Source organism: Streptomyces sp. NPDC090798 (assembly GCF_044768965.1).
GTDB lineage: Bacteria > Actinomycetota > Actinomycetes > Streptomycetales > Streptomycetaceae > Streptomyces.
Map to the genome: position 1 here is coordinate 1 of NZ_JBIVXA010000040.1, position 23,346 is coordinate 23,346.

The following is a 23,346-nucleotide window of genomic DNA, read 5'->3' on the forward strand; positions in this document are numbered from 1 at the left end:
GCGGTGCAGTCCTAGACAGCTCCACCACACCGGAGGTCTTCGCCATGATCAAGCACCGGCGAGTGTCAACAACGCTCGTGATCAATACACCTAGGGCCTGTCCGACCCCAGGGCCTGTCCGACCCCAGGGCCCTGGCCGTCGCGCTCCGGAATTCAGCTGAGGAGGTCCGGTTCGCTGCGGCTGATGTCCTGCCAGAGCGGCTGGTAGTTGATCCACGCCACCAGGTCGCCGCCGAGCTGCTCCCGGGTCGCGACCGCCTGCTTGTGGTCGATGAGGATCGGGCGGCCCGCGGCCCGTGCGGTCAGCTGAACCTGGCTGGAGCGCTCCATCGACAGGAACCACCAGGCCGCCGCGTCCACCGAGTCGCCCACGGTCAGCAGCCCGTGGTTGCGCAGCACGAGCGCCTTGCGGGTGCCGAGCGCGGAGGCGATCCGGCGGCCCTCCTCGGTGTCCACGGCGACACCGGTGTACGAGTCGTACAGCGCGTGGTCCTCGTAGAAGGCGCAGCTCTCCTGGCTGATCGGGTCGAGCAGGTCACCGAGGGCGGACAGCGCGCGGCCGTGCACGGAGTGGCAGTGCGCGACGGCGACGACGTCGGGGCGGGCGGCGTGGACCTGGGCGTGCACGGTGAACGCCGCCTGGTTCACGTGGTAGCGGCCCTCGATCACCTGCCCGTCCTGGTTGGCCATGACCAGGTCGCTCACGGTGACGTGCTTGAAGGGCATCCCGAAGGGGTTCACCCAGAAGCAGTCGCTGTACTCCGGGTCGCGCGCGGTGATGTGGCCGGAGACCCCGTCCTCGAAGCCGAGCCGCCCGAAGATCCGCAGCGCCCCGGCCAACCGCTCCTTGCGATGGCGTCGCTCGTCGTCCAACGAGTCGTACATCGGCGGCATGGCGAACTGCAGCTGGTCGGTGGGCAGGGGCACGGGCGGCGTGGGCCCTTGCATAGGTCCTCCAGCACTGGCGTGTCCGATACGGAGCGGAAGTTACCTCTGGTCGGTGCAGGAGAACAGAGCCGTTCGGTGAAGAGAGTGCGCAACCGTTACGAGAGGGCCGGGGCCGGGGCCCGAGGGCGCCGGCCGAGCGCTCGCCAATACCCGACAGTAGGTGTCGGGTATTGGCGCCACCCTCACCGTATGAGCGCTGCCAACGGCCTTACCGAGAGCCCCGCCGAACATGCGAACCCCACGCGCTGGGGCACCTTCGCCGCCGCCGAACCCTCCCTCGCCCAGTCGGTCGAAGAACGTTTCGGGGCCTTCACCCACCACGTCCTCGCCACTCTCCGCAAGGACGGTTCGCCCCGGACCACCGGCCTGGAGGTGCGTTTCCTGCGCGGCGAGCTGTGGCTCGGCATGATGCCGGACTCGCTCAAGGCACTCGACCTGCGCCGCGACCCGCGCTTCGCGCTCCAGGCGAACCCGGGGCCGGGCACCGCGATGGGGGGCGGGGACGTCCGGATCAGTGGACGGGCCGTCGAGGTCGACGACGGGGCGGCCAGGGCCGCGTACGTGAAAGAGGTGGAACCGCCGGAGCCGTTCCACCTCTTCCGCACCGAGCTGACGGAGGTCGTGCGGACCTGCGTCGAGGACGACACGTATCTGGTCGTCCAGGTCTGGACGCCCGGAGAGCCGGTGCGGACTCTCAGGCGGACCTGACGGGTGGGACTACTCCCACTCGATCGTGCCCGGGGGCTTGCTCGTGACGTCGAGGACGACTCGGTTGACGTCCGCGACCTCGTTGGTGATGCGGGTCGAGATCTTGGCCAGGACCTCGTACGGAAGGCGCGACCAGTCGGCGGTCATCGCGTCCTCGGAGGAGACGGGGCGCAGCACGATCGGGTGGCCGTACGTGCGGCCGTCGCCCTGGACGCCCACGCTGCGGACGTCCGCGAGCAGGACCACCGGGCACTGCCAGATGTCACGGTCCAGACCGGCCGCCGTGAGCTCCTCGCGGGCGATGGCGTCGGCCTCGCGGAGCAGGTCGAGCCGCTCCTTCGTCACCTCGCCGACGATCCGGATGCCGAGGCCCGGGCCCGGGAAGGGCTGGCGCTGGACGATCTCGTCGGGGAGACCGAGCTCCTGCCCGACCATCCGGACCTCGTCCTTGAACAGCTTGCGCAGCGGCTCGACGAGCTCGAACTCGAGGTCCTCGGGGAGACCGCCCACGTTGTGGTGGGACTTGATGTTGGCCGTGCCGGTGCCGCCACCGGACTCGACCACGTCCGGGTAGAGCGTGCCCTGGACCAGGAAGGCGACGTCCTCGCCCTCCGCGGCCTCGGCGATGATGTCCGCCTGGGCCTGCTCGAAGACCCGGATGAACTCCCGGCCGATGATCTTCCGCTTCTCCTCGGGGTCCGAGACGCCCTTGAGCGCGGTGAGGAACCGCTCCTGCGCGTCCACGACCTTCAGCTGTACGCCGGTCGCGGCCACGAAGTCCTTCTCGACCTGCTCGGTCTCGCCCTTGCGCATGAGGCCGTGGTCGACGTACACGCAGGTCAGCTGGGAGCCGATGGCCTTCTGTACGAGGGCGGCGGCGACGGCGGAGTCCACGCCGCCGGAGAGGCCGCAGATGGCGCGCTTGTCGCCGACCTGCTCGCGGATGAGGGCGACCTGCTCGTCGATGACGTTGCCGGTCGTCCAGTCCGGCGTGAGGCCCGCACCGCGGTACAGGAAGTGCTCGAGCACCTGCTGGCCGTGCGTGGAGTGCATGACCTCCGGGTGGTACTGGACGCCGTACAGCTTCTTCTCGTCGTTCTCGAAGGCCGCGACCGGGACGACGTCCGTGGACGCCGTGACCGTGAAGCCCTCGGGGGCGGCGCTGCACGCGTCGCCGTGCGACATCCACACCGACTGCTCGTCCGGGGTGCCTTCGAAGAGGGTCGATCCGGACTTGGAGACGTGCAGGGGCGTACGGCCGTACTCGCGGGCGCCGGTGTTGTCGACCGTGCCGCCGAGGGCCGTCGCCATCAGCTGGAAGCCGTAGCACATGCCGAAGACGGGGACGCCGGCCTCGAAGATCGCTCGGTCGAGGCGGGGGGCGGCCTCGGCGTACACCGACGAGGGGCCTCCGGAGAGGATGATCGCCGCCGGGTTCTTGGCGAGCATCTCCTGGACCGGCATGGTGCTCGGCACGATCTCGCTGTAGACCCGGGCCTCGCGGACGCGGCGGGCGATGAGCTGGGCGTACTGCGCACCGAAGTCGACGACCAGGACGGTGTCGGGGGCGGCGGGGGACGCTTCTGGCACGGTTTGCCTTCCGGCGGTGAGCAGGGGGTGTGGGGTATCGAGTCTACCGGGGCTCCACGGGGACGTGCCTGCCCCGGGTTCTGCGCCCCCGCCGCCCCTACCCGTCCCATCCCCCAGTCCTCCAGGGGCTCCGCATCGCCCGAAGGGCTCGTCCTCAGACGCCGGACAGGCTGAAGACGCCCGCAGCGCCCCTCAAGGGGCTCTCGGGATCTCAGTATCCGAACCCGCTTGGACGTGGCACGGCCCTGTGGGCATACTGTTTTCATGCTTACGCAGGCGACCTTCCTGTTTACCTATGGCAACCGGCCCACCGGCTGCCATGGTCGTGCTGCTTGAGCAACTGACAAGCGACTTCCCAGGCGCCCCGGGCCGACAAGGCCCGGGGCGTCTGTCGTTTCCGGGTCCTGCCGATCCGGGGCACCTCATCCCAAGAGGAGCCCACCATGGCCGACGTACTCGACAAGACCGGCGCCCGTACCGACGAGGCCGCAGACGTGATCACCGGCGCCCGTGAACGCATCGACGCCCTCGACGACCGGATCATCGGCCTCGTCCAGGAACGGATGGCCGTGTCGAAGGTGATCCAGGAGGCCCGGATCGAGTCCGGTGGCCGCCGGGTGAACCTCTCGCGCGAGATGGAGATCCTCGCCCAGTACAGGGACGCGCTCGGCAGGCCCGGTACCTCGCTCGCCATGACGCTGCTGGAGCTGTGCCGCGGCCGCGTCTGACCCGCTGCGCAACGTACGCACGTACGCATGCCCTCTCACCCGTACGGCGCGTGACCGGGGCGCCGCGGACTTCGTTGGTCCCGGTGTCCGTGCCAGCCAGGGGCGGGCCCGAAAGAACCACGCGTGGCTCCACTGGGGCGATGAGACGTACGGATCGTGCCGTACGTCGTGGGACCTCGTCCCAGGGGTGTGACCGGACGGCAGGGGACAGCAGCCCGGTCACTCAAGAGAACGGTCGGCTCCGGGGACGCCCGGGGCCGTCCGGCGGAATCTGTTCAACGGGCCGAGCACACCCCAGGCTTCGGCTTCCGCTCCACGGTCCCAAGTCCCGTGCCCAGTGTCCGAACCCCCCACCCCGTGTCCGTACCAAGACCCGCGGCGCAACCCCCGGCGCCGCTCCCCAGGCACCGGCGCTGCCCTGACGTCGGTGCTGGCGAAGAAGGGCCCCGCGGTCTCCGTCCCGCGGGGCCCTTCGCGCGCCCGTCAGATCCCGTTCCCGTCAGGTGCGGGACAGCGTGCCGCACGTCTCCGTGCCGGAGTGCTGGATGTCCCGGCTGCGGTCGTACGGGTCGGTCGTGGGCCCCGTCGGAGGTGCGCCGGTGGGGGCGGCCGAGTCGAACCGGGGGTGCAGGAAACCGTCGTAGACATCGCAGGCGGTGTTGCCGAGGTCCTGGTCGTACCGGATGACCGACAGCTTGCCGGGAGTGGCCTGGTACTTCCGCGGGTCGAGGAGTTCGAGGTCGAGAACGCGGCGCACGATGGTGCGGGCCACCTCGGTCGAGCCCCCGCCGGCGCCCTCGGCCGAAGCGCCCGTCGCCCCCGGCGCCCCCGGCGTCTTCGATGCCTGGTCGGCCTGCACCAGGGGGTAGACGAACGTGTAGTCCATGTGGATGCCGACGGACCCGTGCGCGCCCGCCTTGAACGTCATCCGGCCACGGACCTTGACCACATCCCCGGCCGGCCGCACCTCGGCCGGGTCGAACCGGCTGAAGAGCATCAGCGGATCGTGCTTCTTGCCCGGCGCGCGCAGCCAGCTGTTCACGTCGTCGAGCATGCGGGGCTGCTTCGGGTCGAGGACGGCGAGCGCGCTCACGGGGCGCTCGCCGCGCAGGGTCCCCGGGGTCAGGTTCGCGCCGACGAGCAGGGTCTTCGCCTGCTTCAGGGCCGCGGCCACCTGCGCGCCCGTGAACGTACCGACCGGCGTCGCCTTCGGTACGACGATGGCGGCGGCGCCGTCGGCCCAGCGCTCGGCGGGCGAACCGGCGAACGGCCGGTCGAGGGTGGGAGTGTCGGGCGCGGCGCTGGAGGGAGCGGCGGTCGGAGACGCGGTTTCGGCGGGCAGCGCGGCGGCGGAGGCGCCCCCGGACGGCGTACCGGACGACGCATCGGACGACGTGCCGAAGGGGTCGCCGGGCAGCAGCGACGGCTTGACCGCCACCAGCGCCACGGCGATCGCGACGGGCACGCCGAGGATCGCCCACAGCCGGCGCCGACGGGCCGCGCGCCCGTTCATCTCCCGCCAGGCCGGACCCGTTCGCCACCCCTCCGGCTGGACGCCCCGGGCGTCCTTCTGCCGGAGCCGTTCGGTCACCATGCGCGCCCGGGCGGACGGCTCCTTCGGCGCCGAACTGCGGATGTCGCGTTCGGTGTCGCGGGCGAACCGCTCCCACACGTCGTCGGGGACGGAGGGTTGCTCGAACTCCCCGGACTCCCCCGCCCCTTCGGGCTGCTTGTCAGACACGAGGATCAGTTCTAAGTGGATCGAAAGCCTGTACACAAGGCAGATCCATGCAGATCCGCGTGTGACACAGCCCACATAAGAATTCTGTGAGTGAAGGCACAACCGTTCTCAGGTTTCGCGGGTCACACCTGCAGAACCAACGGCCACACCCGCGCCCCACACGCGGAGGCCTCATCCCATACGCGTACCGTTACGACGCGGTACCGGACTTTCCGAGGTCTTCATGAAGCTTCGCCGTGCCATGGCCCTTGCGGCCGCAACGGCAGCAATAGCCCCGCTGGCGCTGCTTTCGGCGCCGGCCGCGTTCGCGGACGAGAGCCCCACCCCCACCGCGACGGTGTCCGAGTCCGCGAGCGAGTCCGCGTCGGCGTCCCCGACCGAGACCACTCCCGAACCCACCGAGACCGCGTCCACGTCGGCGACCGCGACCCCTCCGGCTTCGAGCGCCACCGCCACCCCCTCGACCTCCGCGACCCCCACGCCGAGCACCACGTCGCCGGAGCCGTCCGGCACGCCGGAGCCCGAGCCGTCCGAGTGCCAGGACTCCAAGGTCGACGTCTCCATCTCCGGCCTGCCCGGCAAGATCGCGGCGGGCAGCGGTTGGCACAAGTTCTCCCTGAACGTGGTCAACAACTCCAAGTCCACGCTGAACGAGCTCGGCTTCTTCGCCGGCGCGTCCTCCGACAAGGCGGGCGACGACCTCTTCCAGAGCAAGAAGGTCCAGCTCCAGGCGTACAACGAGGACACCAAGGCCTGGGAGGACGTCGACTCCGAGGGTTACGCGGTCGGTTACGTCGGCTACACCGACGAGCTCAAGCCCGACTACGAGGTCGACATCCCGCTCCGTATCAACGTGAAGTCCAGCGCCCCGGTCGGCGCCGGCTTCTCGCTCGGCGCCAGCATCTACGGCGACACGGACGGCCAGTGCACCGGCTTCGGCGAGGTCGCGTACAAGTTCCAGATCGTCTCCTCGGGTACCGACACCGATGGCACCAAGCCGCAGGAAGGCGGCAAGGTTCCGGTCTCGGACAAGCCGGCCGACAAGGGCAACACCCCTGAGGTCAACGGCAGCCTCGCCGAGACCGGCTCCAGCTCGGCCCTGCCGATGATCGCGCTTGCCGGTGGCATCGCCGTCGTCGCCGGTGCGGGTGCGGTGTTCGTGGTGCGTCGTCGCAAGTCGGGTGACGCGACCGCGTAAGCGGTGACCGGCCCACCCACGTGGGCAGCAGCCTCGTAAGAGAAGAAGGACCTGGGCTCGGAGGGGGGCACAGGTCCTTCTTCGCGTTCAGACGAGCCGTCCCACCCACGGCCGCCGCTTACTGCTTCGGGGGCACCGTCGGCATCCCCAGGAACGGCAGCCGCAGCGCGCCGAAGGCGTCCGCGGGCACCGCCGGGTCACGGGGCTCGACCGGCTTCAGACGCTCGTACGCCGCTCCCGGCGCCGGACGCGGGTCCGCCTCGCCCTTGTTGGGCCAGTACGACATCGCGCGTTCGGCCTGGGCGGTGATGGTGAGCGAAGGGTTCACCCCGAGGTTCGCGGAGACCGCGGCGCCGTCGACGACGGAGATGCCCGGGTGGCCGTACAGCCGGTGGTACGGGTCGATCACGCCGGTCTCCCGGGAGTCGCCGATCGGGCAGCCGCCCAGGAAGTGCGCGGTCAGCGGCGTTCCCATCAGCTCGCCCACGTTGCTGCCCGCGAAGCCGTTGATCTCCGCGGCGACGGCGGACGCGGCCTCGGACGCGGCCCTGATCTGCTTGGGGTTGGGCGCGCCGTGGCCCTGCCGGGCCGTCAGCAGGCCCTTGCCCGCGCCCTTCGGCTTCAGGTAGGTCGTCAGGGAGTTGTCGAGCGACTGCATCACCAACCCGATGATGGTCCGCTCGGACCAGCGGCGGTTGGAGAGCGAGCGGAGCACGAGGAGGGGGTGCTTCGCCGCGTTCGCCAGCCAACCCGCCACCCTCGACGAGCCCTCCGCGTACGGGACCTGGAGGATGGACAGGCCGCCCATGGCGTTCGAACCCTTGCCGTAGCGGACGGGCTCGATGTGGGTGTTCTCGTCCGGGTGGATCGACGACGTGATGGCGACACCCTGGGTGAAGTCGGCCTTGGGCGTGCCGTGCGCCTTGCGGTAGCGGCGGTTGTCGGTCTGCGCGCCCACCAGCGCCTCCGAGTTGGTGCGGGTCAGCTCGCCCAGCCTCGGGGAGAGGTAGGGCAGTTGGCCGCCCGCCTTCATCCGGTGCAGCAGTGTCTGCGTGCCGTACGTACCCGCGGCGATGACGACCCTGCGCGCCTTGAACGTCCGCCCTTCGCCCTTGCGCTTCTCGTCCGTGGGCAGGGTGGCGACGGCGTATCCGCCCTGCGAGTCGTCGGCGACGGACACGACGGTGGTCATCGGGTGCACGACCGCGCCCGCCTTCTCCGCCAGGTACAGGTAGTTCTCGTTGAGGGTGTTCTTCGCGCCGTGCCGGCAGCCGGTCATGCACTCGCCGCACTCGGTGCACGCCTTGCGGGCGGGCCCGGCGCCCCCGAAGTACGGGTCCTCCGCCTCACCGCCGGGCAAGGCCTTCGCCGTGCCGTCCGCGTCCTGCCCGTCGCCGAAGAAGACACCGACCGGCGCCATGTGGAAGGAGTCGCCGACGCCCATCCGCTGCGCGGCCGCCTTGAGATGGACGTCGGAGGGGGTCATCGTCGGGTTGAGCCGTACGCCGAGCATGCGGCGGGCCTGGTCGTAGTACGGCGTCAGCTCCGCCTGCCAGTCGGTGATGTCCTTCCACTGCGGGTCGTCGAAGAAGGCCTTCGGCGGTACGTAGAGGGTGTTGGCGTAGTTCAGGGAGCCGCCGCCGACTCCGGCGCCCGCCAGCACCATGACGTTGCCCAGCAGATGGATGCGCTGGATGCCGTACATACCGAGCGCCGGCGCCCACAGGTAGTTCTTGATGTCCCAGGAGTTCTTGGGCAGGGCGTCGCGGGTGAAGCGACGGCCGGCTTCCAACACACCTACGCGGTAGCCCTTTTCGGTGAGCCTGAGGGCCGTGACCGAACCACCGAATCCGGAGCCGACGACGATGACGTCGTAGTCGTAAGCGGTGTCGTCCGGGTAGTGGACGGAGTTCTCCTGTGACACGTGCTGCTCTCCTCATTGAGAACGTGGTGCGGCCTGACGGAACCCTTGCCGGGGCCTTATCGCAGCCGGATCGCCTTCATCACCCTCAGGCTGCGGCTCATGAACTGCGCGTACTTCTCGTCGTCCATGCCGAGCGAGGGCGCCATCGGCAGCAGCCGCTGCTGGGCGACGGTCTGCGCCTCGGTGTACTTGAGGATGCCCTCGGAGCCGTGCCGGCGGCCGAGGCCGGAGTCCTTCATGCCGCCCATCGGCGACTGGACACTGCCGTACGCGGGCGCGTATCCCTCGTTGACGTTCACCGTGCCGGTGCGCAGCCGCGCCGCGACCGCGCGTCCGCGCCGCCCGTCCTTCGTCCAGACGGAGGAGTTGAGACCGTACGACGTGGAGTTGGCGAGTTCGACGACCTCGTCGTCCGTCTTGAAGCGGTAGAGGGAGACGACAGGCCCAAAAGTCTCCTCGTTGCAGACGGCCATGGGGGCCTCCACGCCGTCGAGGATGGTGGGCTCGTAGAAGTAGGGGCCGATGTCGGGGCGGGCGACGCCACCGGCGACGACCTTCGCGCCCTTCGCGACCGCCTCCTCCACATGCCGGGTCACGGTCTCCAGCTGCCGCTCCCCCACCAGCGAGCCCATGTCGGCGCCGTAGGCGAGGGAGGTGCCGAGCCGCATGGCCTTGGTCCGGGCGGCGAAGCGCTCCGCGAACGCGTCGGCGACGGACTCGTGGACGTACAAGCGCTCGATGGAGATGCAGAGCTGCCCTGCGGAGGAGAAGCAGGCGCGGACGGCGCCCGCGGCGGCCTTGTCGATGTCGGCGTCCTCCAGGACCACCATCGCGTTCTTGCCGCCGAGTTCGAGGGAGACGCCCACGAGCCGGGCGGCGGCGCCCTGGGCGACCTCGCGGCCGGTCCGGGTGGACCCGGTGAAGGAGACGTAGTCGGCGTGCTTGACGACCTCCGGCCCGACGACCGGACCGTCCCCGATGACGACCTGGAAGACCTCGGCGGGCAGCCCGGCCTCGATGAGCAGGTCACGCGCCCACAGGGCGGTGAGGCAGGTCTCGGTGTCCGGCTTCATGACGACCGCGTTGCCCGCGACGAAGGCCGGGAGCGCGTCGCCGACGGAGAGTTCGAGGGGGTAGTTCCAGGGCGCGATCTGGCCCACGACGCCGCGCGGGTGGCGCAGTTCGGTGACCTTGGTGAGGGTGGGCATGGCCCCGGCGTGCCGCTTGGGGCGGAGGTAGGCGGGAGCCTTCCTGCCGTAGTGGCGGGCGGCCACCACGACGGCCTGCACCTCCTCGTGCGCGTGCAGCCGGGCCTTGCCGGTCTCCAGCTGGATGAGGTCGAGCACCTCGGCCTGGCGGGCGAGCACCAGGTCGTGGAAGCGGAGCAGGACGGCGGCGCGCTGCCGTACGGGCGTGGCACCCCAGGCGACCTGCGCCCTACGGGCCCGCTCGAAGGCCTCCTGTACGTCCTCGGGGGTGGACTCGGGCAGGTCGGCCAGCTTCTCGCCGGTGAACGGGGTGTGGTTGGCGGTCCGTCCGGAGCCGACGACACCCTTGGTGAGCTGCGCGACCAGCTCGGGCGTGACCACGTCGGCGGCGGTCCGGGCGCCCACGGGGGCGGGGGCGAGGGGGTTGGTGCCGGTCTTTTCCGACTTGACCGTGCCGGTGCTTTCCGAGGCCTGCGAGTCCGTCATGAGGCGCAGCGTATGACGGAGCGGGGGCTTTGGGTACCCGTTGGTAACCCGCTTTCACCGACTGCGCACATCGTGCCAGTGGGCACTGGCAGCGAACGCCCTGATCAGGGCGTTGTTCGGGAGCTCAGCGCCGTCTGCCGACGCCGAGGCGTGCGCGGGCGCTCCTGAGCAGCGAGGTGCCCCGACGGCGTGCGCGGCGTCCGGGGCACCCTTTATGCCCCACTTATGCTCCGCCGATACCCAACGATTACCGCAAGGGAAATTTCCCAGGAAAACCCTCTTTTACCGCGCTACCCTTTCCCGCACCAATTATCCGGAGCACTGTTTTCAGGAGAAAGCGTGAGCGAATCGGTCATTCGAGAAGTGAGCTGAACCACACTCCGGGTTCTCACTTCACCGACCATTCATGTTGAACGCACTGACGACTCACGGTATGTTCACATCTCTGTCGGCACCTTCTCCCACCTATATGGATCTTGCTTACGCGGTTCCCCAAGTGGCCAGCAAACGAGGGGCGTGCCCCGTCTTGCCAGGAGAACGTGACGATGGCTGTGCCCACTGTTTCGGTGATTGTCGCTGCTTATAACGCGATGCCCTACCTGACACGGTGCATTACGTCCGTCGCCGATCAGAGCATCGGGCAGGACAAGCTGGAGATCATCGTCGTCGACGACGGCTCCACGGACGGCACGGCCGCCGAACTCGAGCGGCTGTCCGACGCGTATCCGGCCCTGATGCGGGTGATCCATCAGGAGAACTCGGGTGGCCCCTCCGCCCCGCGCAACCGCGGACTCGACCACGCGCGGGGACAGTTCGTGTTCTTCCTCGACGCCGATGACTACCTGGGGCCGGAGGCCCTGGAGCGCATGGTGGCGATGGCCGAGGAGAACGGCACGGATGTCGTCCTCGGCAAGATGGTCGGCGTGGGCGGACGCGGCGCGCCCACGTCCATGTTCCGGCGCGACCAGCCGAAGACCGACGTCTTCTCCTCGCGGGTCTACTGGACCCTGAACCCGATGAAGCTGTTCCGTCGCGACCTCCTGGAACGGCACCACCTCCGCTTCCCGACCGATCTCAAGATCGGCGAGGACCAGATGTTCGTCGGCCCGGCGTACCTGCACGCCTCGGGGATCTCCGTGCTGGCCTCGTACGACTGCCTGTACTGGGTGCAGCGGGACGACGACGGCAACATCACCCTGCAGACCGGGGGCTCCGAGCCCCGCCTGCGGTTCCTGCCGCGCATCGTCGACGTGATCCTGGAGAACGTGCCGGCCGGCCCGGGCCGCGACCACCTCGCACACCGGCATCTGACCGTCGAGGTACAGCAGCTCCTCGGTCATGTGGCGCGCGAACCCCGCGAGCTGCAGCAGAAGCAGCTGGACCGGCTCGCCGACGCCATCGCACCGCTGTGGCACGAGGGGCTGAACGACCAGCTCTCGGCGATGGCCCGGCTCCGGCTCCACCTCGTACGACACCGGATGCTCGACGAGGTGCTCGAACTGACCAGGTTCGAGAATCAGCTGGCCAAGAGCAAGGTCGCCACTCCCGTGCTGGTCGACGGGGGCCGGGCCTACGCCCGCTACCCCTTCCTCCGCGACCCCGCCCGCTGCGTCCCGGACGGCTGCTACGACGTCACCGACCAGCTCGGCCTGCGTCACCAGGTCACCCGCGCCGAGCTGCACGGCACCACCCTCCGCCTGGCCGGGCATGCCTACCTCCACCGCGTCGCCACCGAGGACGTCACCACCGACCTCGTCCTGCGCGAGCGCGACAGCGGGACCGAGTACCGGCTTCCCGTCCGGCACACCGCCACGCCGGGGCTCGGTGCGCACGAGGACGAGGGCGCGTACACCTACGAAGAGGCCGGATTCGAGACGACCGTCGACATCGACACCGCCGCGGGCGGCGCGCCGCTCGGCGACGGGCTGTGGGACATCTCCCTGGCCGTCGGCGCCCAGGGGCTGTCCCGTGAGGTACGGATCGGCAGCAAGCGGGCCCTGGACGTCTCCGGCGAGGCGGACACCCGTGTCGTGGACACCACCCGCGGCGTGCGCGCCGTCACCCTCTACACCACCAAGCCGCACGGCAACTTCACGCTCGACCTGGGCGAGAAGAAGAACCGGGTCCTGCCGCACGTCAAGTTCGGGGAGTCGCGCTGGAACGCCAGCAACCCCACCGAACTGCTGATCACCGGCCGCTGGACCCTCGGCGCCTACCCGGACGGCCCGCTGACCCTGGCCCTCAGCAACGACAGCGGCGCCACCGCCGCCTTCCCCGTCGCACGCACCGCCCACGCCGACACCTTCACCGCCCGCGTACCGGTCTCCGACCTCGCCGCCGGCGTCTGGACCGGCGAGCTTCGACTCTCCGGCTGGTCCTTCGCCCTGCCGAAGATCCCGAAGGACCTGGAAGCGAGCAAGTGGCGCCGCCGGGGTCTGCCCTGGTACGCGAAGTCGGCTTCCGGCTCCGGCGGGCGCTTCGCCCTGCTGGTCGCGAGGACCGACCTGGTCAAGGCAGTCGCGGGCAAGCTGAAGGCGTGACCGCCACCATCCTGGGCTGCGCTTCACCGACTTGACGTTTCCCTGGCCACGGGCTGTTCCGACTCTAGTTCGGACTCCGGCTCAGGTGACAAGGCGAAGGGCGGCACGGGGGCGACGGCCACGGTCAAGGCCCTGAGCGGCGCCGAGTTGAAGAAGCTGATCGTCGGCAGGGGCGACCTCGACGGATACCGCTTCGCGGCGGCCGACCAGTCCGAGCGGTTCGCCTCCTCCAAGGAGGAGATCACCGTCGTCGACGAGAAGTGCGCGCCACTCGCCTATGTCCTCACCGGCTTCGCGCCGGGCGACTCGACCGCGTACGTCAACACCATGGCCACACCGGTGGAGGCCAAGCGCCATCGTCTCGCTCTCCTCGTACGAGGGCGACGGCGCCCAGAAGGCCATGTCCTCCGTCTCCGACGCGGTCAAGGGCTGCGCGGGCGGGTTCAAGGCCACGTCGAAGAGCGCGAAGGACGGCCCCCAGAAACCGATACGCGCCGCCTCCCGCACCCCGAGGGTGCCCTCCTGGAGGGCTGCGCCCAGCGAACGGCCCCGCACCAGCTCCATGACGATCCAGGGCTGTCCGTCCACGACCGCGACGTCGTGGACGTTCACCACCGCGGGGTGGTCGAGCCGGGCCGCGGCGCGCGCCTCGCGGCGCATCCGCTCGAAGACATTGGCGCGTTCACGCTCGGGAAGGTGGTCCGGGACGCGCGGCTCCTTGACGGCGACCTCACGGTCCACCGTCTCGCCCTTGGCCCGCCAGACCGTCCCCATCCCACCGTGACCGAGCTTGCCGAGCAGCCGGTAGCGGCCCGCGACGAGCCGCCCGGTGCCGGGGTCGGGATGGGGTGCGGTCACGGGATCGGGTGCGGGCACCGGATCGAGTGCGGGCACCGGATCGAGTGCGGACTCGACCGTCGGCTCCGGGGCGACCCGGGTCGGCGGTTGCAGAACGAAACTCGTCGGTTCGTCGGACCCGTAAGGGACTCCCCCGTTGTTCCTCATGGGTCCATCCCTGTCGCGGCACGCTCTCCGGCATCCAGACCCGTCGCGCACCGGTCACAGACCCGTGACGCGGGGCGCCCCTTATCTCCTGTTCATCTCCGTCTACGGGGCCACGAAGGTGTCCAACGCCACGTCGAAGTACTCCTTCGCCTCCGTCACCTTGCCGACCGGCGCCGACACCCACACGTCGTACATCCGGCCGCCCTCCTCCCAGCAGAGGTCGTACGTGTGCCGCCCGCCCTCCGCCTCGCTGAAGCCGCTCCAGGTGAACTCCCAGAGCGCGGCGGACTGTCCGTCGTGCGTGGTCGAGGTGACGGTGCCGTCGTGGTAGCCCGGGTTCGTGGACGGCCCGTCGGCGTCGGCGCGCCGCATCACCCCGAGCGGGCCGCCCGCCTCGGGGTCGGTCGCCTTGATGCCGAGGCGGAAGGTCTGGCCCGGCGACAGATAGAAGATCCGCTCGCCCTCCGGATCGCGGGTGAAGCCGTCCGGCACGGCGAGCGAGAACCCGTCCGGGTCATGGACCGTCCGGTAGCCCGAGGGCGCCGTGCCGGATGCGGCGGTCGGCTTCTGGTGCCGGGTGACGGTGACCGTGGGGGCGGGGCTCGGTGAGGCCGAAGTCCCCGGCGCTCCGGGCGCGCTCGGGGAGTGCGAGGCGCTCACGGACGTGCCCGGCGCCGAACTGGCGGACGGAGTCGACGTACCGCCCCCGCCGCCACCCCCGCCGTGGTTCACCAGCAGCGCCGCCGACACGCCCGCCCCGGCCACGGCGGCGGCCAGCGCCGCGACGACGAGCATCGTCCGCGCCGAGCGCTTCGGGACTCGATCGGACGCGGCGGCAGGAGGAGGGACCGGTGGAGGGGAGGGGTGCGCGGCCTGCTGGACGGGCGACTTCCGCTTCGGTACGTCCCGTTGCGTGGGCGTGTAACCGGCCGACGCGGCCCGCGGCGTACGGCCCGTCTCCAGGAACGCCTTGAGCAGCCGCTCCGCCTCCACCGCGCCGAGCCGCCGCTCCGGATCGCGCTCCAGCAGCCCCCGTACGACGGGCAGCAGGGGCGCGGCCTGCGCGGGCGGGCGGATCTCGTCCATGACGACGGCGTGCAGGATGCCGCCCAACGAGTCACGGCGGAAGGGCGATTCGCCGCTCAGGACCGTGCAGAGCAGCGCGCCGAGCGACCACAGATCGGACTCGGGGCCGGTCCTGACCCCGGACATCCGCTCGGGCGCGGTGTACTCGGGCGAGCCGACGAACGACCCGCTCTCGGTGAGGGTCGTGGCGCCCGCGACCTGGGCGATACCGAAGTCGGTGAGCACGACACGGTCGCTGCCCGCCTCCATCAGGACGTTCGCGGGCTTGAGGTCACGGTGCAGGACACCCGCTTCGTGCGCGCGGTGCAGGGCGCCGAGGAGGGCGAGGCCGATCCGGGCGGCCTCGCGCGCGTCGACGGGACCGTCGGCGGAGATCCGCTCGGCGAGCGAGCCGCCGTCGATCAGCTCCATGACGATGTACGGCCGTTCGGCCTCCTCGACCACGTCGTGCACGACGATGATGTGCGGGTGGTGCAGCTGGGCGACCGCGCGGGCCTCGCGCAGGGTGCGGTCGCGCTGCATCCGGGACTCGTCGTCGGAGAGCGAGTCGTCGAGGGCGAGTTCCTTCACCGCGACCTGCCGGCCGAGCAGTTGGTCGGTGGCGCGCCAGACGACGCCCATGCCGCCCCGGCCGATCCTGGCCTCCAGCCGGTAACGGCCGGCGATCACACGGACGTTCTCCCCCTCGGTCCCCATACGCCCCATCATGCCGCACCGGACGGACGCGCTCCGGGTCCCTGCACACGCGATGGCTGTTATCCGGCCTCGTCAGACCGGTTGCGGCCAGTTCCTGTCCGTCCGGCCCGTCAGGTCTTGGGAAGCCAGCTGCGGAGTATCAGGTCGAACTGCCGCCGCGCGGTGTCCCAGTCCGCCGCGGGCGAGGACATGTAGATCGCGTATTCGACACCCTCACGGCTGAGGTACGTCTGTTCGATCGCCCGCCGCTTGCCGGGGAACGGTGTCTGCTTCTCCAGCGCGGTCCAGGTGAAGTCCCACAGGGAGCCCGGGCAGTCGCGGAACGTGTTGGACTGCAGAAGCGCCCGGCGGTAGTCGACCAGCTTGGTCAACTGCTGTTCCAGGTCCAGCTGATGTGCGTACGGGGTGGGGAAGTCCGGCGAGTCGTCGATGGCGATGCGGACGAAGTGCTTGCCGCCGTCGGGCGTGTAGTCGACCTGGTTGCCGTTGGCCTGCCGCTGCCAGGTCTTGTCGGGCAGGGAGATGGTGAAGCCCTCGACGTCGTCCCGCTGCACCCAGGAGTCGGGCACGGCGCCGGATGGCTCCTGGGTGCCCGAAGTCGCGGTCGGGGTGCTGCCGGGCTTGGTGGTACCGGGGTTCGCGGTGCCGGGCGAGGCACTGTTGTGCGAGTCGCCGTTCCGCGCGCCGTTCATGTAGTTCGTGGCCACGGCGCCGCCACCGCCGATCAGCGCGGTGAGTACGACGACGAGGGCGATCGTACGACCGCGGCGCCGTCGCCCGGACGCGCCCCCGGTGCCGGTGCCGTCGCCCAAGGGACCGGGCACCGGCGCATGAAGCGTCGGAGTCGCCCCGTGCGCGCCCGATCCGTGCGCGCCCGGTCCGTGCGCCACGGACCCGTGCGCCACGGACCCGTGCGACGCCGTCTCGTGCGCCCCCGGTCCGTGGGGCGCGGCGCCCTGCGATCCCGTGCCATGGTGCGCCGTCCCGTAGGACGCCGCCCGCTGCGCACCCATCCCCATGGTGCCCGTGTCCACGTGCTGCTGCGTCGGCACATACGCCTGCGCCGCACTCGGCCGGCGCCCCTCCGCGGCCTCGGCGAGCATCTGCTCGGCCTCATCCGCACCCGGCCGCACGGCCGGGTCCTTGTGCAGCAGCGCGGTGATGACGGGCCCGAGCGGACCGGCGTGCTGCGGTGACGCGGGCTCCTCGTCGACCACGGCCTGCATGGTGGTCAGCGGCGAGGTTCGCCGGAACGGCGACCGCCCCTCCACCGCCGTGTACAGCGTCGCGCCGAGCGCCCACAGGTCGGCGGACGGACCGGGGTCGTGCCCGCGCACCCGCTCGGGCGCCAGATAGTCGACCGAGCCGACGATCTCGCCGGTACGCGTGATGGTCGTGTCGCCCTCGACCTGCGCGATCCCGAAGTCGGTGAGCAGCACCCGCCGGTCGGAGGACAGCAGTACGTTCCCGGGCTTCACGTCACGGTGCAGCACGCCGGCGGAGTGCGCGGCGCGCAGGGCGCGCAGCACCCACAGCCCGATCCGCGCCGCCTCGGCCGGCTCGACGCGCCCCTTCTCCTTGACCTCGTCGGCCAGTGAGTTGCCCTCGACCAGCTCCATGACGATCCAGGGCCGGTTGTCGTGATCCAGGACGTCGTGCACGGTGACGACGGCCGAGTGGTTGATCCGGGCGGCGGCCCGCGCCTCGGCGTGGGTGCGCGCCAACAGCACGGCCCGGTCGCTCTCCGTCACATACAACGCGGCCGTCAGCTCCTTGACCGCGACGGCACGGTGCAGCACTTCGTCGTGCGCGCGCCACACGCGGCCCATGCCACCGCTGCCGATGGATTCGACAAGTCGGTAGCGGCCCGCGAGGAGCAGGCCCTGCATCTGATTCACGTTTCCCCGCAATGGTATTGACAGGGTCAGACTAAAGAGCGGTCCCCGCGCAGGGAACCGGCGGGGTCGTACGGAGACCGCACTGTGACGGTTCTCCCTTCCGGATACGGGAGGGAACCATTCGGCGTTCAGCGGTTCACGACTACGGGAATTGCTCAGCCGGTGACTTGGTACGTCGCCGACGCCTGCTCGTACAGCCGGGTGACCTCGTCCCGTTCGGCCTCCGGGCCGCGCACCTGCACCACGTGGTAGCGGCCGGCGACGACGATCGCGAGATTGCGGACGTACAGCGACTGCCCGGCGGAGTTCTGCCAGGTGAACTGCCCCTCCGCCATGGTCCGTCCGCCCACGTCGATCCGCCGCATCCCGCTGGACGTGGCCCATGTCGAGTCGCGGAACGGCTGCAACTCACTCTCGGTCTCGCGCTGGTACGTCAGCGGATCACTGCCGTACTTGCTGGTGCTGTCCCGTCCGGGTACGACGATGAGCTCGAAGTCGCCCTGGGAGTAGACCACCTGGCCGCGCCCGTTCTTGGGCGTGCGGTTCCAGCCGTTGGCCACGGCGACCTGGAAACCCTCGGAATCCTTGCGCAGGGTGAAGCCCTGGCCGACCGCCGGGTCGTTGGACTGCGAGGTCGTCGAACTCGCGCCGCCCGACGGGTTCGTGTCCGTGCCGGGAGAGGTCTGGTCGGGGCGCGGCCGGCTGCTGGCGCTGCCGTCGGCGCCCGTGCCCGCGGTGTTCCCGGGTGCCGGGCTCACCTGGCCCGCGGAGCCGGTCCGTTCGCCGTTCGCGTCGGTCTTCTTCGGCATGAAGACCATCGCGTACGCGACCGCCGCGGCCAGCAGGAGCAGGACCAGCAGGACCAGGTTCCGGCCCAGCTTGCGGGGCTTGGCCGACTCCGTCGACCTGGCCGGCCTCGCCTGCCGGTCGGGCTTCGCGCGCTTGTGGCGGGCGTGTGCGCTGGTGGCGGGCAGCCTGGCCCGGCGCCTGCGGACGAGCTCGCCCCTGCGCCGTACGATCGGCAGCCGACTGGGGTCGACGGGCGGCGCCGCGACCACGTGTGCGCCCGCCTCGGGCTCCGGCGCGGACCTCACCAGCGAGCGCAGCCAGCCGCTCAGCTCCTCGAAGTCCAGCCGCTCGGTGGGGTCCTGACGCAGCAGTGACTCCACGACGGGCCGCAGTGGCCCGCACTCCTCGGCGAACGCGGGTGGCTCCGCGCAGACCAGCTGCACCAGCTCCGCGGTGTTGTCCTCCGGGTAGGGCGCGTGTCCCTGGACGGCCCGGAAGAGCAGGGCGCCCAGCGCCCACAGATCGGTCTGGGGGCCGATCGGCGCCGCCAACTGCCAGTTCTCGTGCACCGGCCCGGCCTGCTCCGGCGCCCATCGCTCGGTCACCGGACCGACGACGGCCATCCGCGCCTGCCGGGCCCGCTCCGCGGCGAGCGCGGTGGCGGGACCGCGCCGCGGGGGCGCGCCGGCGACCAGTTCGTCCCAACGGCCGTTGGGGGCCGGGGCGGGGGCGGACTGCTGTCCGGGCACGAGGGCAGGGGTGCCGTGGTTGTGGATGCCGTGGGGGCCCTGGGCGCCGTGCGGGCCCTGGGGTCCCGGGGTGCCGCTGTGGCCACTTCCCTGACCGGCCGCGGGGCCGGGGAGCGCCGGGCGCCCCTGACCGCCGTCGCCGCCGGGGCCGGGACCACCGAAGCCAGGGCCGGTACCGGGGCCGGGGGTGGTTCCGGGGCGGGGCTGCGCGCTGGGCCACGCGCCCGCGCGCCCGACGCCGTACGGGTCGGCGATCTGACCGGGGGGCGGGGTCTGGGGCCGCTGCTCCACGCCCTGCCCGGAACCCTGCTCCCCCGGCACGGAGCCGTCGGCCGGTGGGGCGGGACGGGGCGCGGGCAGTGCCGCCGGACCGCCCCGCTGCTGTTCGTGCACGCGCGCCGCGGCCCGGGCCCCGGCCCGGTACGCGGCGATGGCCCCGGCCCGGGCCGCCCGGGCGTCGCCTCCGGCCTCCAGCGCCCTGCGCGCCAGGGCCGCCCCGCCGTCGGCGGGCGGCTCGCCCACGGGAGTGGCGTTCTCGGCCCGCGCCTCGATCGCGGCCCGCCGCGCGGCCTCGGCGTCGGCCCCCTGAGCACTGGCCACCACCGCGCCGGACGAGGCGCCAAGGCCCCCGCCGGACACACCACCGGCTCCCCCGCCGGGCAGCCCTCCGCTCACTCCACCAGGCGCGGTACCGCGCGTACGGGCCGCGCCACGCGGGACGCCGGCGCCCGTGTCCGTGCCCGCTCGTGAGTCCGCACCGGCACCCGCGTGGGGTGCACCGGTGCCTCCCCCGCCCCCGGGGCCCTCGAAGTCCTGTACCGGCACCGGGTCGTACCCGCACAGCGCCTCCTCCGCGGCGCCGGCGGCCAGGCCGGTCAGCATCACACGGCCGTCGTCGCAGACGAGCACCGTGCGCACGGTGATGTTGCGGTGGATCCATCCGTGCGCGTGCAGCACCCTCAGCGCGGTGACGACGTCGGCGGCGACCTCGGCCGCCCGATAGGGGCTCAGCGGCTTCTCGGCGAGCAGCGCGGCCAGCGACCGCGCCGGCACCAGCTCACTCACTATCCACAACGACCCGCCCTCGGCGAACACGTCGAAGACCTGGTCGAGCCGGGGATGGTCGGGAATCTGCGCGGCGGCCTGCGCCGCCTCGATCGCCCGTCGTACGGCGGGTTCGGTGGGCCTGCGCGTAGTCCGTGCGGAGGCGCGCCGCACCCCGCCGTCCCGCGCCACGAACCCCTCGGGCAGGCCGTCCGCGTCGAGCATCTCCGCCTCGACGACCTCCGGCAACGGCACCTGCCGGACGAGGACTTCCTGTCCGCTGTAGGTGTCGAAGGCCCGGCTCTCGGCGAGTTCGTACTCGTCGGAGGGCGGCAGCGGCAGGCGGTAACGGTCGGCGAGTACCCGTCCCGCATAGTCGTCCACGATGCCTCCCCCGGCCGCCCGGTGGTCAATTCCGTTCGCCTTGCGTCCCGTTACGGCTTCGTACGGTCCGCAACCACTCACGATACGTGCCGGAGGCAAGGCGCAATGTCGGGATGCGAGATGTCACCGCCCCGTGACCGACCCCTACAACAGACACCCCGGGCGAACCGGCCCGAACCTCACGACATGGGCACGCGCCTCACGACGTGGGTTCGGGCCCATGCCTCACGACTTCGGCTGGAACGTCTTCGTCAGTGTCTGCCACGTGTCCTTGCGCAGCCGGCTGTCCCAGTCGGACGCCTTCGCCGTGTACATCAGCCCGTACCCGAGGTGATCGTTCACGACGAATCCGCGGTCGATCGACCGGTACTTCGTGCCACCGTCCTGATAGGTGAACTCCCAGTCGGCCGTGTTCCAACCGCGGTAGTCCACCTGCTCTATGCGCACCCGCTTGTACTGCGAGCGCACCATGTACCCCTCTTGGTTCTTCCAGTCCGCCACGGGATCGCTCTTGGGCGTGGCCGTCCAGCCGACGAGGAGCTTCTGCCCGTCGGGACCGGTGAAGCGGGCCCCCGCGTCGTCCGTCGACTGGTACTTCCACCCCTTGGGCAGCCCGATCTTGAACCCCTGGCCGGCCGCATACGTCAACACGGCGGTGGAGCCCGAGGAGTCCGACTCCTTGCCGTCGCCGCTCGTCCCGCTCGCCCCGTTCGTGGCGGCGGCGCTGCCCGACGCGTCGGTGTTCGGCGTGCTGTCCGAACTCCCGTCCCCGGTCGAACCGGTGGCACCGCCCGTCTTGTCGCCGGTGTCGGTGTGAGAGCCGCTGGTCGCGTCCTTGCCGCCGCCGCCCGCGGTCGCCCCGTGGGACGCGGCCGCCTTGGTGTCACCGCTCTTGCCGTTCTTCGACCCGTTGTCGTCACCGCCACCGAGGACCAGGGCCAGCACGGTCCCGATCACGGCGAGCGCCACGACCACCGCGATGATCACCAGGGTCCGCCGCGGCACCACATCGGTGAGCGGTGCCCGCGGCACGGGCCGCGGCGGCCGCTCGGGCGCCACGGGCCACCCGGAGGCCGGCCTGGCCTCCTCGGCCGAACCGGTGGAGCCGGCACCCCCCGAACCCGCCGAGCCGAGAGCCCCCTTCGAGCCGACGGAACCGGAGGCCGAGCCCACTGGCGCGCCGTCGCGCGCGCCCGGCTTCGGGGAGCCCTCCGCCGCCTTGCCACCCTGGCCGGGTGTGACCGTCCCGGACTTCCCCGCAGCCGCGGCGGGCTTCGACACGTCCACGCGCGGCGGAGCCGGGGGAGCCGCCGGAGCCTTCGCAGCCGCCCCCTTCACACCCACCGAACCGGAAGCCGCGGTACCGCCGGAACCACCCGCACTGCCCGTGCTGCTCGCGCTGCCCGTCCCGCCCGCAGCGCCGGACTTCGCACGGGCCGTCGCCGCGGCGGTCGCCGCCGCCGTGGCCGCACCGGCGACCGAGGCGGCCTTCCGCACGGAACGCAGCGCCCCACGGAGCCGCTCCCCGGCCTCCTCGCCCCGCTTGGCCCCGGAACCGCCCGAGCCGCCCGAACTCTTCTTGCCCGGGCCCTCGTCCGGCACCGGCGGCAGCGCCACGACCTTCGTCGCGTCCGCCGGCTCCGGCACGGTCTGCCTGGGCTCGGGGGCGTGGACCACCTCGCTGAGCATCGCCCGGGCGCCCTCGTTGTCGAGCCGCTGCGCGGGGTCCTTCACGAGCAGCCCGTAGATCACGTTCTCCAGCGGGCCCGCGTTCTTCGGCTGCTCCACCGGCTCGGTCATCACCGCGGTGAGCGTCGCGATCGCGGAACCCTTGTCGTACGGCGGCACACCCTCGACCGACGCGTACAACAGCCCGCCCAGTGACCACAGGTCGGCCGCGGGGCCGGGCTTGTGCCCGCGCGCCCGCTCCGGCGAGATGTACGAGGGCGCGCCCACGAGCATGCCGGTCGAGGTGATGGACGGGTCGCCCTCGACCTGCGCGATACCGAAGTCGGTCAGCACGACCCGGCCGTCGTCGGAGATCAGCACGTTCGACGGCTTCACATCGCGGTGCAGGATGCCCTCGCGGTGCGCGGAACGCAGCACGTCGAGTATCGCGAGCCCCACCTCGGCGGCGCGCTTCGGCGTGAGCAGGCCGTCCTCGCGGATGACCTCGGCGAGCGACTTGCCCTCGACGAGCTCCATCACGATCCACGGCCGGTTGTCCTCGTCGACCACGTCGAAGACCGTCACCGCGCCGTTGTTGCGAATCCGCGCGATCGCCTTGGCCTCACGCAGGGTGCGCGTGATCAGTCGCCGTTTCTCGTCGTCATCGATGCTCGACGGGAACCGCAGCTCCTTGACTGCGACCGTGCGGCCCAGCGTCTCGTCCTGGGCCCGCCACACCGTGCCCATGCCGCCGCGGCCGAGAACATCTCCCAGCCGGTAGCGCCCGGCGAGGAGACGTTCGCTCTTGTCCTGACGGGATGCTCCCGCCCGCTCCGCCTCCGACATGCGTCCCCTCATGCAACCCGCCCTGACAGAGCCTTCATTGTCCCTCACCCGACAAGCGCTCAGCGCCCAGGGGGCCCTTCGGCCGACAAGCCCTCGGCGACCGGCACGCC

At 71.3% G+C, this 23,346-nt stretch carries 13 protein-coding genes and 1 pseudogene; 4 read left to right on the forward strand and 10 right to left on the reverse strand.

Translation table 11 applies throughout. From position 1 onward, the window contains the following. Positions 1–153: 153 nt before the first annotated feature. Positions 154–948 carry a class II aldolase/adducin family protein gene (locus tag ACIQTP_RS45430; protein ID WP_095853046.1) on the reverse strand — a complete coding sequence of 265 codons (795 nt, stop codon included), beginning with the start codon at positions 946–948 and terminating at the stop codon, positions 154–156. A 189-nt stretch (positions 949–1,137) separates the two neighbouring features. Here ACIQTP_RS45430 and ACIQTP_RS45435 point away from each other — a divergent pair, with 189 nt between their 5' ends. Beyond that, entirely contained in the window at positions 1,138–1,656 is a 519-nt protein-coding gene (locus ACIQTP_RS45435; protein ID WP_403411720.1) for a pyridoxamine 5'-phosphate oxidase family protein, read from the forward strand. 9 nt (positions 1,657–1,665) lie between these two features. On the opposite strand, the gene guaA is transcribed toward ACIQTP_RS45435, so the two are convergent. Continuing rightward, entirely contained in the window at positions 1,666–3,246 is a 1,581-nt protein-coding gene (gene guaA / locus ACIQTP_RS45440) for a glutamine-hydrolyzing GMP synthase (RefSeq protein ID WP_402034829.1), read from the reverse strand. Between the two features lie 404 nt (positions 3,247–3,650). On the opposite strand from guaA, the gene ACIQTP_RS45445 reads away from it, so the two are divergent. Then, positions 3,651–3,974, forward strand: coding sequence for a chorismate mutase (locus ACIQTP_RS45445; protein WP_402036000.1), 324 nt, complete (start codon positions 3,651–3,653; stop codon positions 3,972–3,974). A 499-nt stretch (positions 3,975–4,473) separates the two neighbouring features. On the opposite strand, the gene ACIQTP_RS45450 is transcribed toward ACIQTP_RS45445, so the two are convergent. Further along, entirely contained in the window at positions 4,474–5,715 is a 1,242-nt protein-coding gene (locus tag ACIQTP_RS45450) for a hypothetical protein (RefSeq protein ID WP_403411723.1), read from the reverse strand. A gap of 223 nt (positions 5,716–5,938) precedes the next feature. On the opposite strand from ACIQTP_RS45450, the gene ACIQTP_RS45455 reads away from it, so the two are divergent. Further along, positions 5,939–6,913, forward strand: coding sequence for an LAETG motif-containing sortase-dependent surface protein (locus ACIQTP_RS45455; RefSeq protein WP_403411726.1), 975 nt, complete (start codon positions 5,939–5,941; stop codon positions 6,911–6,913). Between the two features lie 118 nt (positions 6,914–7,031). On the opposite strand, the gene ACIQTP_RS45460 is transcribed toward ACIQTP_RS45455, so the two are convergent. Together ACIQTP_RS45460 and ACIQTP_RS45465 are read right to left on the reverse strand one after the other, a co-directional pair. After that, the gene (locus ACIQTP_RS45460) at positions 7,032–8,837 is read right to left on the reverse strand and encodes a GMC family oxidoreductase N-terminal domain-containing protein (RefSeq protein ID WP_403411729.1); all 1,806 of its coding nucleotides are present in this window, start codon (positions 8,835–8,837) and stop codon (positions 7,032–7,034) included. A 56-nt stretch (positions 8,838–8,893) separates the two neighbouring features. Continuing rightward, positions 8,894–10,531, reverse strand: coding sequence for a succinic semialdehyde dehydrogenase (locus ACIQTP_RS45465; protein WP_403411732.1), 1,638 nt, complete (start codon positions 10,529–10,531; stop codon positions 8,894–8,896). 590 nt (positions 10,532–11,121) lie between these two features. Between ACIQTP_RS45465 and ACIQTP_RS45470 the strand changes: the two genes are divergently transcribed. Beyond that, a complete protein-coding gene (locus ACIQTP_RS45470; protein ID WP_403411735.1) occupies positions 11,122–13,071 on the forward strand; it encodes a glycosyltransferase family 2 protein in 1,950 nt (649 codons plus the stop codon). Positions 13,072–13,554: 483 nt separating this feature from the next. Here the strand turns inward: ACIQTP_RS45470 and ACIQTP_RS45475 are convergent. The 5 genes and pseudogenes from ACIQTP_RS45475 to ACIQTP_RS45495 form a co-directional block, all read right to left on the reverse strand. After that, positions 13,555–14,076, reverse strand: a pseudogene (locus ACIQTP_RS45475) (protein kinase); the annotation flags it as partial. A gap of 102 nt (positions 14,077–14,178) precedes the next feature. Then, positions 14,179–15,858 carry a protein kinase gene (locus ACIQTP_RS45480; RefSeq protein WP_403411738.1) on the reverse strand — a complete coding sequence of 560 codons (1,680 nt, stop codon included), beginning with the start codon at positions 15,856–15,858 and terminating at the stop codon, positions 14,179–14,181. 110 nt (positions 15,859–15,968) lie between these two features. Then, positions 15,969–17,747, reverse strand: coding sequence for a serine/threonine-protein kinase (locus ACIQTP_RS45485; RefSeq protein ID WP_403411783.1), 1,779 nt, complete (start codon positions 17,745–17,747; stop codon positions 15,969–15,971). 164 nt (positions 17,748–17,911) lie between these two features. Beyond that, positions 17,912–20,722 carry a protein kinase gene (locus tag ACIQTP_RS45490; protein ID WP_403411741.1) on the reverse strand — a complete coding sequence of 937 codons (2,811 nt, stop codon included), beginning with the start codon at positions 20,720–20,722 and terminating at the stop codon, positions 17,912–17,914. Between the two features lie 225 nt (positions 20,723–20,947). Continuing rightward, the gene (locus tag ACIQTP_RS45495; RefSeq protein WP_403411744.1) at positions 20,948–23,236 is read right to left on the reverse strand and encodes a protein kinase; all 2,289 of its coding nucleotides are present in this window, start codon (positions 23,234–23,236) and stop codon (positions 20,948–20,950) included. Positions 23,237–23,346 lie beyond the last annotated feature (110 nt).

What these genes read in the sequence shown, in the direction of transcription:
- ACIQTP_RS45430 (WP_095853046.1), bottom strand. Translation starts at nt 948, where the DNA reads ATGCAAGGGCCCACGCCGCCCGTGCCCCTGCCCACCGACCAGCTGCAG.
- ACIQTP_RS45435 (WP_403411720.1), top strand. Translation starts at nt 1,138, where the DNA reads ATGAGCGCTGCCAACGGCCTTACCGAGAGCCCCGCCGAACATGCGAAC.
- ACIQTP_RS45455 (WP_403411726.1), top strand. Translation starts at nt 5,939, where the DNA reads ATGAAGCTTCGCCGTGCCATGGCCCTTGCGGCCGCAACGGCAGCAATA.
- ACIQTP_RS45465 (WP_403411732.1), bottom strand. Translation starts at nt 10,531, where the DNA reads ATGACGGACTCGCAGGCCTCGGAAAGCACCGGCACGGTCAAGTCGGAA.
- ACIQTP_RS45470 (WP_403411735.1), top strand. Translation starts at nt 11,122, where the DNA reads ATGCCCTACCTGACACGGTGCATTACGTCCGTCGCCGATCAGAGCATC.
- ACIQTP_RS45480 (WP_403411738.1), bottom strand. Translation starts at nt 15,858, where the DNA reads ATGGGGACCGAGGGGGAGAACGTCCGTGTGATCGCCGGCCGTTACCGG.
- ACIQTP_RS45485 (WP_403411783.1), bottom strand. Translation starts at nt 17,747, where the DNA reads ATGCAGGGCCTGCTCCTCGCGGGCCGCTACCGACTTGTCGAATCCATC.
- ACIQTP_RS45495 (WP_403411744.1), bottom strand. Translation starts at nt 23,236, where the DNA reads ATGTCGGAGGCGGAGCGGGCGGGAGCATCCCGTCAGGACAAGAGCGAA.